General features: G+C 42.5%; 13 protein-coding genes. 8 read left to right on the top strand and 5 right to left on the bottom strand.

Annotation, left to right across the window (positions count from 1 at the left end; translation table 11 throughout):
* Window positions 1-502: 502 nt before the first annotated feature.
* A complete protein-coding gene (locus MSKOL_RS11280) occupies window positions 503-1,483 on the bottom strand; it encodes a bile acid:sodium symporter family protein (protein WP_304413715.1) in 981 nt (326 codons plus the stop codon).
* A 541-nt stretch (window positions 1,484-2,024) separates the two neighbouring features.
* On the opposite strand from MSKOL_RS11280, the gene MSKOL_RS11275 reads away from it, so the two are divergent.
* Together MSKOL_RS11275 and MSKOL_RS21650 are read left to right on the top strand one after the other, a co-directional pair.
* A complete protein-coding gene (locus tag MSKOL_RS11275) occupies window positions 2,025-2,735 on the top strand; it encodes a S4 domain-containing protein (RefSeq protein WP_048156264.1) in 711 nt (236 codons plus the stop codon).
* Window positions 2,659-3,636: a DUF2119 domain-containing protein gene (locus tag MSKOL_RS21650; protein ID WP_369799524.1), complete on the top strand. Its 978-nt coding sequence runs from the start codon at window positions 2,659-2,661 to the stop codon at window positions 3,634-3,636. Before MSKOL_RS11275 ends, MSKOL_RS21650 begins: the two co-directional genes overlap by 77 nt.
* A 206-nt stretch (window positions 3,637-3,842) precedes the next feature.
* Here MSKOL_RS21650 and thsA read toward each other — a convergent pair whose 3' ends face one another.
* The 3 genes from thsA to aspS all read right to left on the bottom strand — a co-directional run bounded on the left by thsA (window position 3,843) and on the right by aspS (window position 7,920).
* Entirely contained in the window at window positions 3,843-5,486 is a 1,644-nt protein-coding gene (thsA, locus tag MSKOL_RS11265) for a thermosome subunit alpha (RefSeq protein ID WP_048156262.1), read from the bottom strand.
* A 245-nt stretch (window positions 5,487-5,731) separates the two neighbouring features.
* Window positions 5,732-6,430, bottom strand: coding sequence for a ribose 5-phosphate isomerase A (gene rpiA / locus MSKOL_RS11260; protein ID WP_048156258.1), 699 nt, complete (start codon window positions 6,428-6,430; stop codon window positions 5,732-5,734).
* Between the two features lie 155 nt (window positions 6,431-6,585).
* Entirely contained in the window at window positions 6,586-7,920 is a 1,335-nt protein-coding gene (aspS, locus tag MSKOL_RS11255) for an aspartate--tRNA(Asn) ligase (RefSeq protein ID WP_048156257.1), read from the bottom strand.
* Window positions 7,921-8,168: 248 nt separating this feature from the next.
* Here aspS and MSKOL_RS11250 point away from each other — a divergent pair, with 248 nt between their 5' ends.
* The 5 genes from MSKOL_RS11250 (at window position 8,169) to MSKOL_RS11230 (ending at window position 12,416) form a co-directional block, all read left to right on the top strand.
* Window positions 8,169-8,441, top strand: coding sequence for a hypothetical protein (locus MSKOL_RS11250; RefSeq protein ID WP_048156254.1), 273 nt, complete (start codon window positions 8,169-8,171; stop codon window positions 8,439-8,441).
* Window positions 8,442-8,805: 364 nt separating this feature from the next.
* Entirely contained in the window at window positions 8,806-9,543 is a 738-nt protein-coding gene (locus tag MSKOL_RS11245) for a metallophosphoesterase (protein WP_082091109.1), read from the top strand.
* Window positions 9,544-10,162: 619 nt separating this feature from the next.
* Window positions 10,163-11,572: an ammonium transporter gene (locus MSKOL_RS11240; RefSeq protein ID WP_052725426.1), complete on the top strand. Its 1,410-nt coding sequence runs from the start codon at window positions 10,163-10,165 to the stop codon at window positions 11,570-11,572.
* Window positions 11,573-11,582: 10 nt separating this feature from the next.
* On the top strand, window positions 11,583-11,921 hold the full coding sequence (locus tag MSKOL_RS11235; protein WP_231592645.1) for a P-II family nitrogen regulator: 339 nt from the start codon (window positions 11,583-11,585) through the stop codon (window positions 11,919-11,921).
* 66 nt (window positions 11,922-11,987) lie between these two features.
* A complete protein-coding gene (locus MSKOL_RS11230; RefSeq protein ID WP_048120981.1) occupies window positions 11,988-12,416 on the top strand; it encodes a hypothetical protein in 429 nt (142 codons plus the stop codon).
* 377 nt (window positions 12,417-12,793) lie between these two features.
* Here MSKOL_RS11230 and MSKOL_RS19355 read toward each other — a convergent pair whose 3' ends face one another.
* Window positions 12,794-13,399 carry a phosphoribosyltransferase gene (locus tag MSKOL_RS19355; RefSeq protein ID WP_255352003.1) on the bottom strand — a complete coding sequence of 202 codons (606 nt, stop codon included), beginning with the start codon at window positions 13,397-13,399 and terminating at the stop codon, window positions 12,794-12,796.
* Window positions 13,400-13,844: 445 nt separating this feature from the next.
* Between MSKOL_RS19355 and MSKOL_RS11220 the strand changes: the two genes are divergently transcribed.
* Window positions 13,845-14,741 (top strand): hypothetical protein, encoded by an 897-nt coding sequence (locus tag MSKOL_RS11220; RefSeq protein ID WP_048156244.1) that lies wholly within the window; start codon window positions 13,845-13,847, stop codon window positions 14,739-14,741.
* Window positions 14,742-14,755 lie beyond the last annotated feature (14 nt).

Below are 14,755 nucleotides of genomic sequence, written 5' to 3'. Positions count from 1 at the left end.
CTTTTTAAAGTGAATTTATTAGTTAGGATCAACAAATTAAAGAGAAATGAAAAGGCATCTGATAGTGGTTTTGAGGAGAAATTCAGGCAAAAATCGCACTTCTTTGAAAGTAAAGTAAAACTAACCATAGTCCTAAAGATGGTGATTTTTAATCCTACGTCCAACTGGCTTGCAACTGAATAGGAAACAAAAAGTCAACTTATTTCTAAAATTTTGAAACTTTTCCATATTTAGTGGCCTGGAAAACTGGAAGGCTGAAAACATAATTTCAGGATAAAACAGGAATATAAAATTGTTCAATATGATAAATTGGCAGAGAAAAAGAAAGGGAAAAGAGAAAGAGAAAAAAGAAAGAGAAAAAAGAAATTCAGAAGAAGAAAATAAACCATGAAAATAGATAAAAATGAGATAATTAAATGAATACAGGAAAAATCCGGTGATCTCTATAGATTTTCCAGATTTTTCCTGCTTTCCAACATCTTTTTTGTGAAATCTCCAGATTTCACCCCAATTTCTTACTATGGATGCCCTTTTTGGAAGGCACCTTACTTTCATCAGGAACGGATACACTATGTTTTGACCAGTGTCCTGCAAGGAAAGCTCCGGACAGGTTGTGCCAGATACTAAATATCGCACCCGGAAGCGCGGCTGTTGCTGTGAAATGTTTTATCGCAAGAGCGACGCTCAAGCCGGAATTCTGCATCCCGACCTCGATTGCAATAGTCCTTGCTTCGGTCTCGCTGAACCCCAGGGCCTTTGAAACCCCATAACCGCCTGCAAGGCCAAGCCCATTATGCAGGATCACTGCAAGCAGTACCAACGGGCCGCTCTTTCCAAGATTCGCACTGTTTGTCCCTATAATCACCGCGATGATAATTACTATGGCTGCGGCTGAGATTGCCGGAAAGACATCCTTCACCGCATTTATCTTTTTTTCAAAGAAGTAGTTGATTGCAAGCCCGAGCACAACAGGCACGATTACTACCTTTACAACGCTCACAAGCATACCCATGACATCGACTTCCACGGTCTGACCTATAAGGACCCAGGTAAGGAATGGCGTTGCCAGAAAAGCCAGTAGTGTGGAGACCGATGTGAGGACTATTGAAAGAGCTACATCGGCTTTTGCCAGATAAGAGATCACATTCGAAGCCGTACCGCCAGGACAGCAGCCCAGCAGGATCACGCCCGCAGCCAGATCAGGCGGAAGCTTCAGAACCAGGCAAACGATCCAGGCTGCAAGTGGCATAACTGTGTACTGCATCAAGGTGCCCAGGATGACTGCTGAAGGTCTCTTCAATACTGCAAGGAAGCTGTCCACCGAGAGGGTGATTCCCATCCCAAGCATAATAAGGCTTAGAAAAGGTACGATAAGTCCCTGATGGGGAGCAAAGTGCTCAGGATAAACATATGCAACGGCCGATAAGAGAACCGCCCAGAGGGGAAACAGAGACGTAAATTTTTGAAGTATTTTTTGATACACTATCTCACCAGATTTGCAGGATGGAGATGCATGCCTGAAGCATAAGCATTAGAGGTTAGTTAAGTAAGTTCAATAAAATAAACTCATACAAATAATATGTTATTATGTTATAAACAGCACATTATGCACACACTTAATTTGTTAGAAATATCTTGTGTTGAAAAGTGCCTTTTTTGAAAAGTACCTCGTTTTAAAAAGTACCTCGTTTTAAAAAGTACCTCGTTTTAAAAAGTATCTTTTTTGAAAAAATACCTTGTATTGAAATAAAGACCTGAATATAAGCCTCAATTACAAAATAAGTAAAAAATTATTGTTTAAAAATATATCTATTTCTTTACAATATATACTGAAACTGCAAATAATTTCGAAGCTCTGTATGTGCCCTACTCTTGAACATTGTATATAATCAAACACATAAATGACTTTTTCATTTTTAAAAATCAGAACAATTGTCAGGATTCCCCAGAATCGAATATTCCAACACTCACCGATTTGCTATCTATACTATCTATATATACAGGCTCTGACGATACAATGCCCCATGAGACTGGATGCATACCTTGTAGATATGGGCTATTTTAAATCAAGGGGAAGAGCCAAGACGGCTATCCTTGCCGGAAATGTTAAGGTAAACGGCACGGCAATAACAAAAGCCTCCAGAGACGTGTCTACTGATGATATAATCGAAGTTACTGAGGGCCTTGACCAGCCTCAGGGCTATTTCAAACTCAAGCTTATTCAGGAGGAAAGTGGAATTCTTAAGCCTGGAGATAAAGTTCTTGACCTTGGCTCCAGCGCAGGCGGCTTTCTTCTTTTTGCTTCCGAAATCGTAGGCCATATAAAAGGCATAGAATTCAGCAAGGACTTCAGGAGCGAACTTGGTAAAATTGCATATGAAAAGGAAAATGTTGAGGTAATATTCGGGGATGTCTTCACCATATCTCTGAATTTGCTCTCAGAAGAGCCCGTGGACGTGATTCTTTCGGATATGACCCTGGAACCTGAGGACTCAATCAAGGCTCTTTCGAGAGTGCTGCCTCTGCTGAAACCCGGAGGAAAGCTGCTTCAGGTCATCAAAATTCCGAAAAAGAAAAACCCAAAACCGATACTTAGTAAAATCGAGAACCTTGGGCTTGAAATTCAACAGGTTATCAATCCTAAAAAGCAGGAAATTTATGTGGTCGCGAGAAAGCCTCTGCCCGAAGATAAAGAGTTGCTCACAGAAGATCAGCCCGAAAAAAATGAGTTTTGAGGCCTCAAAACAGATGAATACTGACAGAATAGAGAATTCAGGTGGAATAGAGAATTCAGGCAGAATAGAGAAATCTGAAGCAATAGAGAATTCAGGTGGAATAGAGAATTCAGGCAGAATAGAGAATTCTGAAGCAATAGAGAATTCTGAAGCAATAGAGAATTCTGAAGCAATAGAGAATTCTGAAGCAATAGAGAATTCTGAAGCAATAGAGAATTCTAAAGGAAAGGAAACCTCCAACGGAAAAGAGAATTCCGAGTATTCTTTTTTCGGCAAGCACGAGAGCATAGAAACGTGGCCAGATTCGTGTCCAGATTTCGGGATGAGGATATACGGTCGCGGAAAACCAGTTAGGCTCTTTGTTGCAGGCCTTCACGGAGATGAATGGAAAGATACAACTGGACTCCTGAAGAGAATCAAGCCTCCGAAAACCGGTTCTCTGGCCCTGATCCCACTTGTAGACTGCGGAAAGTATATTTCAACCCTGAACCCGGATTACTATCCCGAAATAGGAAAAAAGATCGTCAAGGCGATTGAAGAATTAAAACCCGAAATTTACATTGAGCTTCATTCCTATTCCGGTGAAAATATTGAAAAGCTGGCCGGAAAGAACAGGCTCGAACTTATAGGAGTGCCTGCTTACAGCATTCTAAAAGAAGGAGTGCTCCTTGGTTCGGTATCTCCCTGGGTTAGAAGAAAGTATTTTCCTAAAGAGGCTCTCTGCCTTTCTTTTGAACTCCGAAAAGGAAGTATGGAATCAAGAAAATTTGCCGCCCACATGCTTGAAGTTTTGAAGGAAATTCAATCAAGGGACGAATTCATTGAATATATGAAAAAAGAGTATCCTGCTCAGGCAAAAAAGGCAATGGAAGATTACCTGCGGTTTTACGGAGAAATGTGACTTTTCAATATGACTTACTCTGTCGCAGCTAGCAATTAGAGCAGGCTCTAGAATACATATAATTTTTTTACTTAAAGATGGGCACAAGAAAAGTTCACAAGATAATATTAACTACACAAAATACTGAAAAAATAGACAAAAATAAAGACGGGCACAGAAGTTTCTGTGCTTACCGTGCTTTAGTAGCTGTAATAAAGTTCTGTTTTTTACCTGCGCATGTTAAGTGCAGGAGCTGCCATTCCGTCGTAAGTGCTTGCCCTGTGCTCGGGTTTTACGTCCTGCATGTCGGAGCTCTGGGCTCGAAGAATATCGTCCACACGGAGCACCATCACTGCGGCTTCGGAACCTGCTTTGACAGAGTTGACCTTAACCCTGAGAGGGTCAACAATGCCTTTTTCAAGCATATCTTCGGCAGCACCGGTATTGATGTTCAGGCCTGCGTTTTTGTTTTCGGCGTGCTTTGCCCTGAGGTTCACTATTGTGTTGATAGTGTCCAGGCCTGCGTTTCTGGCAATTGTCCTCGGGATTTCTTCAATGGCGTCTGCAAAAGCCCTGATTGCCATCTGTTCACGCCCGCCTATGCTGGCGGCATATGCACGAAGCTCGAGTGCGACTTCGATTTCGGAAGCACCGCCGCCTGCAACTATCCTGCCGTCTTCTATGGCGCATTTTACTACCCTGAGGGCATCGTCAATTGCGCGCTCAAGGTTGTCAACTATGTGTTCGGTACCGCCCCTGATGACAATTGATACGGATTTTGCACCCTTGCAGTCTCTGAGGTAGGTCTTACCCTGGTCGCCGTCCCGGTCCTGTTCAAGGAGACCGGCATGTCCGAGTTCTTTCTTTGTCAGTTCTTTGAGATTGCGGATAGGCCTGCCGCCTGTGGCATCTACGAGGTGCTGCATATCATCGTTTTTAACCCTGCGGGTTGCATAAATTCCCCGGTTTTGCAGGTAGGCTGCGATTTTGTCATCCATGCCTTTTGAACAGAAAACCGCATTTGCCCCTGCCCTGATGACATAGTCTGCCATCTCGAATAGAGCTGCCTCTTCCTGCTTTACAAAACCCTCAAGATCGCCATATGCATTTATCTGAAGTTTTGCTTTGTTTGTGGTCTTGGCAATCTCCATGGAGGTATCGATCAGAGCGATTGCAGGATTCACAATTTTAAGAGGAAATTCTTTGTCCAGGGCAACTTTGTCTATTACAATGCCTTCAACAAACTCGGTATCTTCGATCTTGCCGCCGACATCTTTTGAAAGAATAACGTCTTTAAGGTTAACGACTCCCCTTTCACGAATCGAGAGCGCAGCATCCACGCAGAGTTTCGCAATCAAACGGCCGTACTTTTCGGAAGCTTTGCCCGTGATAGAGGTTCTGGCAACTTCTAAAAGCTTTTCCTTTTCGTTCTCGGCAGTTGAGATTGCAAGGTTCTCGAGAATCTCAACAGCCTTCTCGGCTGCAAGCCTGTATCCCTTGACAACAACTGTCGGGTGGACTCCATTCTCAATAAGGGTTTCTGCCTTTTCCAGCAGGCTGCCTGTGAATACGACAGCACTTGTAGTCCCGTCCCCAGCCGAGCTTTCAAGTGACTCTGCAACTTCGGCTACCATCTTGGCTGCCGGGTGCTCAATGGACATATCATGTAAAATGGTTGCACCGTCATTTGTGATTGTAATATCCCCTATAGGATTGACAAGCATCTTGTCCATTCCTCTCGGTCCGAGTGTGCTCTTGACTATACTGGCCACTGCCTTTGCAGCCGCAATGTTCATGCTGAGCGCTTCTTTTCCCTTTGTCTGCTCTTTTCTAGGATCTACTATTATGATTGGCTGGCCACCTTTTTCCATCTAAACCAAAACCTCCTTAAAATGAAGTATATGTATCGAAGTGTATCGAAGCTTTTTTACTTGATAATTTGAAGTTGTCCTGGCTATAGTCGCTTTTAGCCCCAGATCAGCCTGAAAATATGATTTCATCAGTTGCCTTGTATGAAGCAGTATTTGATCAGAAAATAACTGATAATACTTCTATAAAAACATACCGGGTATATTCCGATTCAAGAAGGTGAAACGTTTATGTTTCCTGATTACTTTCACTTTCTGACTATCTCTACTGATCCATCTTTTTTCCCGATATAGAGTTCATCCACATTGGAAAAAATTCCATGCTCAACAACTCCCGGAATTGAAGATAGTCGAAGGGCCAGACCTTCAGGATCGTTTATTACGCCGAAATTTACATCAAGTACAAAGTTTCCATTGTCGGTTATCACAGGCCCGTCTTTTCTCAGAGCTAACCTCAGCTCCGGTTTTCCTCCCAGCTCCTTTATTTTTTTAATCACAAGGGTTTTTGCAAAGGGAAGGACTTCAACCGGCACAGGCTTATCAAGCTGGGCGCTCGTTTTTGATTCGTCAGCTACGACCAGAAAATGCTTTGCAGATATCGATACTATTTTTTCCCGAGTATGGGCCGCTCCCCCGCCTTTGATTGCGTACAGCTTTGAATCGATCTGGTCTGCCCCATCAATGGCGATGTCCAGTTCCGGATGCTGGGCAAGGGTGGCCAGAGGAATACCGGCTTCTATGGCAAGTGTTTCAGACTGGTATGAGGTAACAACGCCCAGGATTTCGAGCCCCTCTTCCCTGACCCGCCTGCCGAGTTCTTTAATTGTATATGCAACTGTTGAGCCCGTTCCAAGCCCCACAACCATTCCCGATTCTACCATCCGAGATGCAGCGATGCCAGCTGCACGTTTTTCCGGGGAATCGGTAGATATATTTCTTTCTGTCATACTATGTTCCCTTCCGGTTCGAATCCTGAAAAAATTATGAAATTCCTAAACTGGAGATTAAACTGGAAATTTTTAAACTGGAAGTGTTCAAACTGGAAATTTTTAAACTGGAAGTGTTTAAGCTGGAAACGTTTAAACTCCAAAAAGAAGGGATTTCAGGGAGAAAGTCTTCTCCTGTCCCTGGGGAAGAGTACAGTGTCCCTGATGTTCTCGGTTCCGAGCATGGTCATGATGAAACGTTCGCAGCCCATACCCCAGCCTGCATGTGGAGGCATTCCGTATTCGAAAGCTTTAAGGTAGAACTCAAAGCCCTCAGGGTTAAGGCCCTGTGATTCTATCCGGCTCTTAAGTAAATCCGGAATATGGATACGCTGAGCTCCTGAGGAGAGTTCCATTGTACGGTGCATCATGTCAAATGACTTGCTGAACTCAGGCCTGTCTTCATAAGGCATGGCATAGAAAGGCTTAATCTCAGTAGGCCAGTCAATAATGAAATAGTGAGATTCTCCTGTGGTCTCGTAGACGTAATTGCCCACAATATGCTCTCCAAATGTGCCGAGGTCATCTCCCCAGTGCATTTTCTCTTCAGAGCGGGCGTTTATGATCTCGATTACTTCGTCATAGGTAAGCTTAAGGAAAGGAGTTTTCGGAACTTTGAGCTCAACCTCAAGTGTTTCAAGGGAAGACTTACACTTCTCAATAACCTGGGCATATACGTACGCCACAAGGTTTTCGAGGATTTCCATTACATCGAAGTGGTCTGCAAAGCTGACCTCGACATCAATAGAAGTAGCTTCGTTCAGGTGCCTGCGAGTATCGTGCTCTTCAGCCCTGAAAATGGGGCCAATCTCAAAGACCCTGTCAAAACCCCCGCTCATGAGGATTTGTTTGAAAAGCTGAGGACTCTGGTTCAAAAAAGCTTCTCTATCAAAGTAAGTAATCGGGAAAAGTGCAGTACCTCCTTCGGTTGCAGTTGCTACGACCTTTGGGGTTGCAGTTTCGATAAATCCGTTTTCTACAAAGTATTCCCTGATAGCCTGGAGAGCCTGGTGCCTGATCTTAAAAACCGCAGTAGTCTCGGCCCGCCTGAGGTCAATGAACCGCGAGTCCAGCCTGGTATCCAGTTCAGCCGCCACCTTGCCAGTAGTATCCATTGGCAATGGAGAATTTGCAACATTCAGGACAGTGATCTCCTCAGGAAGTAGCTCGTATCCGTTCGGAGCTTTCTCTTCGAATTTAACAGAGCCGGTTACTGAAATTACTGACTCGCGTACAAGCCTTCTTGCAGCATCAAACAGCTCTTTATCGATCTTTTTCTTTACGAGAGTAACCTGAGCTTTTCCTTCCCGGTCTCGAAGCACTACAAAACAGATCCCTCCGAGGTCTCTTACCTCATGGACCCAGCCTGCCAAAGTAATTTTCTGACCGTTGTCAACTTTTTCGGGTTTAACATCGGCTGTATAATGTGTTCTAAGTTTTGCTAATGACATAAATTCACCTTAATTGTGGGGTAAATTAAATGAAAAATGTAATGATGAAGCTGAAACGTAGGTGAATAGTCATAACTCATTATTAATTTATTTGTTGCCCGAGTCCCGTCTCGGGAGGACGGGGCCCTTTTCGCTCACTTCGTTCGCTCAAGAGGGCTGAAGTATGGGCTAGTGAAACTAAAATGGACCAATAAGGCTACTTAAAGGGCAAGAAAAGTTACGTTTTTAACTTGCTCAGGAAGGCTGATTTGCCTAATATAACCGAACCGTTAACAGGCTTAACGCAAACCCTTTTGAAAAAAAGGCTTGACCGCAACCCTTTTGAAAAAAGGCTTGACCGCAACCCTTTTGAAAAAAGGCTTGACCGCAACCCTTTTGAAAAAAGGCTTGACCGAAAACCCCAAGAACCGTTTGAGTCTGATAACCTTATCCCCGAACCCTATCGGCGTGATAAACCGGCGCAACGGTTTGTGATAAACCGGCGCAACGGTTTCGGGTCAATACTTTTGAAAGCCGTCTAATTTAAAAAGTTCTGGTCCTGCTGCCCGATCCGTTTTGGTATTTTTTGACAAATTGATGGGCCGAAGTCTGCCGCGCGCCCGACTACTGGTAGAAAATAGGCTGAAATGAGCTGGGGGCATATCGGAGAATTTAGGTTTGTAATTTTTATAGACATTGTCCATGAATAATAATTAGGTACATATTTATAGTACTCAAATGAGGTTTTAATATCCAACAATCTTTTTTTAACGAATTATAATTAGATACTTCCAAATATGTAGATTTAAGAGATACCTATATATAATGGTAAAGAAATCCTGTGCTCTGAATATAAGAGATTCAATATATGTTACAAAATTAAGAAAATAAGAGGAAGAAGAAATTATACAGATTGTACACCTTTCAGACATCCATTATTCAGATGCGTACTTTGTTCCGGAGATTGCAGAGTCTATGGTTGATGGTATAAACCGGCTGGAACCGAACCTTGTCGTGATTACAGGTGACCTGACCGAGAATGGGTTTTCAGCAGAATATGATGGAGTAAAGCGGTTTATTGACAGGATTGAATGTAAAAATAAAATTCTTGTCCCGGGAAACCATGATTCGAAAAATGCAGGATATGTGCACTTTGAAGACCTCTTCACAGACCGGTATTTTTCACGGAATTTTGAGAATGTTACGGTTGTCGGGGCCGATTCTTCACAGCCCGATCTTGATGAAGGTCATCTGGGCAGGGAAAACTATGGCTGGATCAAAGAAGCTTTTTCAGGGGAAAATTTCAAGGTTTTTGCCATGCACCATCACCTTGTACCTATACCTCTGGCAGGCAGGGAAAATACTGTCCTTGTGGATGCAGGCGATGTACTCGAACTTCTTAACCGCTGCAAGGTGAATCTTGTTCTCTGCGGGCACTGCCACATTCCCTGGGTCTGGAACCTCAATAATATGCTTGTGGTAAACGCAGGTACGTTTTGTTCTTCCAAAACAAGAGGAAAGACAAAGCAATGTTATAACCTCATCCAGGCCGACAAAGAGAATCCCGATGGAGACTGGAAAGTCCGGGTATCCAGAGTCTTTTCAAAAGGAGATCGGGAACTGGTCACTGAAACAGTAATGTAAAGGACCTTACACATTTTAAAATTTCGGTCTTTTTTCCTTTTTTCCTTTTCGGATTCCTTTTTCTTTTCTCCTTTTCCTTTTCCTTTTTCCTTTTTAATTACTCTGAGAGACAAAAAGTTGAAAAAACCGTCCAGCATGTCGGGAATAAAACGAAGTCTTACGTGCTTTTTTATCTCTTTCGTACATTTACTCTTTTTAAATATTCCACTAGCACTTGAGGAAATATTCAATAAATCGCTAAAAAATGTATCCAAACTGGAGTTTCAGTCTTCATATTAAGGGAATCTAGCAAAAGGAGATTTGAATATTTTTAAGAAATCGAGCAGGAGTTCCGGCAGCATGTCCAATCTTTAAGGCTTGCGCAGGCGCATGCGATTTAAGTTTCTATGGTTCAGCCTTTTGTAGCTGATTCGGAAAGTTTTTTCTACAAAACTAAGAGTTAGTTTCCATAACAAATTACGTCTTTTACTTATTTCTGGATATGCGTGGCAGATAACTTATTCATTAATTTTTCTATATACATTGTAATACTCATTGCAAGCAATCGAAAAGTATATATAATATAGAGTAGTCAACCGGTTACTGGTTTCCGGTGAAGAAATGGAGGCAAAAGAAAAATATGGTGAAAAAGATGGAAAGAATAAAAAAATTATCAATAGTTACGTTTGTTCTACTTATAGCACTGGTTTCACCAGCCTTTGCAGTAACGTCTGACCAAAATGCAGCCTCGATTGAGGAAATAAAGACTACACTAACGTTTATGTGGTTGTTACTGGCAAGTGGACTGGTATTCTTTATGCATGCAGGTTTCTCGCTCGTGGAAACGGGGCTTACGAGAAGTAAAAATACCGCCAACATCCTGATGAAAAACTTCATGACTGTTGTCCTGGGCATTCTCGTCTACTGGGCTGTTGGCTGGGGCATAATGTATGGAGCTGATGCCGCAGGTTTAATAGGAACCAATCAGTTCTTCCTGGCAGGCGCGGACAATGCAACCTGGAACTCGTGGTTCTTCCAGATGGTTTTCGCGGCTACCGGTGCTACTATAGTTTCAGGGGCAATGGCTGAGAGAACCAATTTTAAGGCTTATCTTGTCTACTGCGTCATGATGGTAGCCGTAATTTATCCTGTATACGGCCACTGGATCTGGAGCGGAGCGGATATGGCTCTCTTAAGTGGTGCCGATAGCCCACTAGTAAAAGCAATAGGAGTGGCGAGTCATGACTTTGCCGGTTCTGGAGTTGTACACTCAATAGGAGGATATTCTGCCCTTGCTGGTGTGATTCTTGTGGGCGCAAGGATAGGGAGATTCAAAAACGGAAAACCCGTACCTATTCCAGGTCACAACCTGACTATTACCTTCCTGGGAACTCTTATCCTGGCTCTCGGGTGGTTGGGATTCAACGGAGGCAGCACCCTCAATGCAAATGATCCTTATATGAACCTGGTAGTCGTCAACACCTTCCTTGCAGCCGCTGCAGGAGCTCTTACGGTCATGATTATTACCTGGATAAAGACCGGAAAGCCGGACCCCTCCCTCACTGCAAACGGGCTTCTTGGCGGGCTTGTAGCAGTTACCGCACCCTGTGGCTCGATATCAAACTGGGCAGCCCTGGTTATCGGTCTTGTTGCCGGGATAATAATTTATGTAGGTGTCATGTTTAATGAAAACAAACTGAAACTGGATGATCCTGTAGGTGCAATTGCAGTGCATGGATATTGTGGAAGCTGGGGACTTATCTCTGTAGGGCTCTTTTCTATAGGGATAGGAAACGGAATTCTTGCAGATGCCACATATGCTGCTGGAGCACCTGGACTCTTCTACGGTGGAGGAATCAGCTTGCTACTCATCCAGCTTATATCCGTACTGGTAACCATGGTCTGGGGATTTGGGATCTCGTATATAATCTTCAAAATCCTCGATGCCTTAATAGGGCTTAGAGTGTCAGAAGAAGAAGAAATCATGGGCCTTGATATCAGTGAACACGGAATCAGAGCGTATCCCGAATACCTGATGAGGGAGGACTAACATGACTAAAATGTGTAAAATCGAAGCAATAATAAAGCCCATGAAACTGCATGAGGTAAAAGATGCCCTTGAAGAAGCCGGGTATCCTAGCCTGACAGTAACTGATGTCAAAGGACGTGGACAGCAGAAAGGAATTGTGCAGCAGTGGAGAGGTAAGAAATATTGTGTGGATCTTCTCCCCAAAACCAAAATAGAGATCGCAGCACCTGAAGAAAAAATTGAAGATATTGTGAAAATTATTCAGAGGTCAGCGTATACTGGAGAAATTGGAGACGGGAAGATATTTGTTACCTCTATAGAAACCGTAGTCAGAATAAGAACTGGAGAAAGAGACGGAGATGCTCTTTAAACTGCATCTCCTTTTTCTTTATTTACAGTTATTTATTAACAACTTTAGTAATCAGGTAGAAGAACCATGAACGAGTTAAAATATGAAACTCCAACATTTGAAGTCCCCCATAGATATGGGATGCCTGTAATCAATTTATACTTTTACGTAGGGTTGATTTCTGCCATCCTGTTAAGAAGTATAATTATAGCTGATCATTACAGCGCATTCTGGGGAAAAGCAATCTGGTATATTGGAGTAGTGGGTTACCTCTGGTTCTTCACACACAGATACCATATTGCAAAAAGAAGGTTTGTCGTTGTCAAAAACCTGGACCTGCTAGAAAAAGTCAGGAATCGACAGAAACTTTCGGATAAAGACCTGGAAGGACTGGAATATCTGCTGTGCAGCCTTTCGGTATCAAAAGAACGTGCAAATTACCTTATCATTTCAGTGCTTTCAATTGTTGCAATAGTGGTGTCCCTGAGCCTTGATCTGGGAATTTTGAAGCTCTAAATGAGGTATGTTTATCATATCCTCATAAATACAAATTTCGTACTGTTTATTACAACATCGAAGCAGAATCCCCGCGTTTTCAAATGTAGGATGAATGCGCATCTGTCTGGCATCGGTTGAAATTCCGTAGATGCCCATCAATTCATTGGCGGGAGCTGTCACTTCTACAGGTCCGTTAATTCGATTGATATGTTAATTCGATTGATATGTTAATTCGATTGATATGTTAATTCGATTGATATGTTAATTCGATTGATACATTAATTCGATTGATACATTAATTCGATTGATACATTAATTCGACTGATACGTTAATTCGATTGATACGTTAATTCGACAGATCTGATTTTTTGATTAGAACTTTTTTCCTGAAGTGTCTATTGCTTGAGGCTCCATAACTTTCTGTTGTCCAGTTCTGTGCTTTCAAGCTCACCCCTTTCAGCAAGATCATCAAGAATTTCTAAAAGTTCAGTTTCCTTGAGATCCAGCTCATACCTGTGCTTAAACTCGGCTATAATTTGAGATATATCGAGAGTCCAGTTCTGAATAATTTTTTCTGCAAACCCTGCCAGGTCCTCATACCTGGCCCAGGGGTAAATGATCCAGCGCCACTTGATAATCTTCTGGGCATAAAAATCAGGCGTGAAATTAGAGGAGATTTTATGCTGGAGCACTGCAGTCCTGACAGACGCAGGATTCAGGTTTAAAACGTAATTTACTGCAAGATTAAGCGTCTCGCCCGTATCGGTTACGTCGTCGAGGATCAAGATTTTTTTTCCTGTTATCTCCACAGGAATAGGGAATTTTATCCTTGCTTCTTCCCGCATGTCCGCAGCTCTTGAGTAATGTTCAATCTTCATTGAGGTAAGGTCATTGAAGAGTAAAAAATCGGAAACCAACCTTCCAGGCACATAACCTCCTCTCCCGATGGCAACAATCAGATCAGGCATATAGCCAGAAGCCTTGATTTTTCGGGCAAGAATTCTGGAAAGCCGTAAGACTTCATTAAAGCTTATAAGCTCACACCTGAATGAGTCCTTTTCTGCCCGGCACCGGGATTGTTGAGACTGAATTTTTCTTTCCTGCGTCAGATAAATCGCCTTCTTAATGCATGTTTTAATACTGCGGGTAATGCGAATTGGCGGATACCTAATAAGGAGAAATAAAGTCCTTTTCTAGCCAGTTTAATAATTTTATCTAATGAGTTTATCAATTTAATGACTTATTAACTCGTCTGAAAGCTCACCATTACCTGAAAATATTTGAATAAAGGAAAACATAAATCAAGATTATCTGGAAAATAAGTAGAAAAATAAAGCGGAGTATTAATTGACGAGAATAACAGATTTTTTAAGAAAAACGTGTACTGAAGCTCTTCTCGCAAGTCTTTTATGAGAAGGCCTAACAGCTGAAAAGGAGTCTTATGCCATGTTTTCAAAGGAAGAAGACAAAATGGTAAGTATGGGTTTTAATTCCATTAATGAAGGGTTTGACGAAGGAGTTAGTAAAGCCCTTAATTTTCTGACCGAAATCGGCACAGATTATCTGAATGAGAGAAAAGAACCAGAAGCTGAAAAAACTGTAGTTTCCATAAAGGAAATCGGAAAAGCTGCCACTCTCCAGGGCATGGAGAATGCCGCAGTTAATGCCATCCGCGCCCTTGAAAAGCTGTTGCAGTGCTCCATAGAGCAGAATACGCAGGACACAACTATCCAGGTGCTACTTTCATTTGGAGCTATAGGAAAAATAGCTGCTGAACAGCAGATGGAAACGGTAGCCAAACTCGCAGCTTCAGTACTCGGGAAAAGCGGAAATACGGCAGCTCTTCTCAATAATGAAAGAGAAACCATGGCAGTTATAATCGGGCTTGGAGAAATCGGAAAAGCAGTTACCAGAGTGAAGTTTCCAAATCTTTCGGAAAATACGGCAATATGTATCTCATGCCTTGGGGATATTGGAAAACTTACTGCCCAGAAAAACCTTGAGGAGGCTGCAGTGGGAGTAGAGCTTATGCTTCAGGAGATGGCTGCTGAAGCCATGCAAGAAAACCTTCAGGACACGGTGAGAAGTATAGCAGGTTCTATTGAAGAAGTTGGGAAAAAAGCTGAGGACGAAAACATGGAAAGTGCGGTTTTCCAGGCATCTTCTGCCCTCCAGACCATTGTGAGCTATGCAGGGAGCAAGTATCTGAACGATGCCTCAATTGCAGCTAAGATAGCTCTTGAATCCTTTAATGAACTTGATATCATAAATGATGAAGATAATATAAAAAATATCGAAGCAATAAGGGAAACGATGAGGGCGCTCTGGGTAAATTCGAAATAAAAATTCATGATACA

It is taken from the genome of Methanosarcina sp. Kolksee (genome assembly GCF_000969945.1).
Classification (GTDB): domain Archaea; phylum Halobacteriota; class Methanosarcinia; order Methanosarcinales; family Methanosarcinaceae; genus Methanosarcina; species Methanosarcina vacuolata.
The sequence above is the reverse complement of the archived record's forward strand: the minus strand, read 5'-3'. Positions and strand labels throughout refer to the sequence as shown.

What these genes read in the sequence shown, in the direction of transcription:
- MSKOL_RS11275 (WP_048156264.1), top strand. Translation starts at nt 2,025, where the DNA reads ATGAGACTGGATGCATACCTTGTAGATATGGGCTATTTTAAATCAAGG.
- MSKOL_RS21650 (WP_369799524.1), top strand. Translation starts at nt 2,659, where the DNA reads ATGTGGTCGCGAGAAAGCCTCTGCCCGAAGATAAAGAGTTGCTCACAG.
- thsA (WP_048156262.1), bottom strand. Translation starts at nt 5,486, where the DNA reads ATGGAAAAAGGTGGCCAGCCAATCATAATAGTAGATCCTAGAAAAGAG.
- rpiA (WP_048156258.1), bottom strand. Translation starts at nt 6,430, where the DNA reads ATGACAGAAAGAAATATATCTACCGATTCCCCGGAAAAACGTGCAGCT.
- aspS (WP_048156257.1), bottom strand. Translation starts at nt 7,920, where the DNA reads ATGTCATTAGCAAAACTTAGAACACATTATACAGCCGATGTTAAACCC.
- MSKOL_RS11240 (WP_052725426.1), top strand. Translation starts at nt 10,163, where the DNA reads ATGGTGAAAAAGATGGAAAGAATAAAAAAATTATCAATAGTTACGTTT.
- MSKOL_RS11235 (WP_231592645.1), top strand. Translation starts at nt 11,583, where the DNA reads ATGTGTAAAATCGAAGCAATAATAAAGCCCATGAAACTGCATGAGGTA.
- MSKOL_RS11230 (WP_048120981.1), top strand. Translation starts at nt 11,988, where the DNA reads ATGAACGAGTTAAAATATGAAACTCCAACATTTGAAGTCCCCCATAGA.
- MSKOL_RS11220 (WP_048156244.1), top strand. Translation starts at nt 13,845, where the DNA reads ATGTTTTCAAAGGAAGAAGACAAAATGGTAAGTATGGGTTTTAATTCC.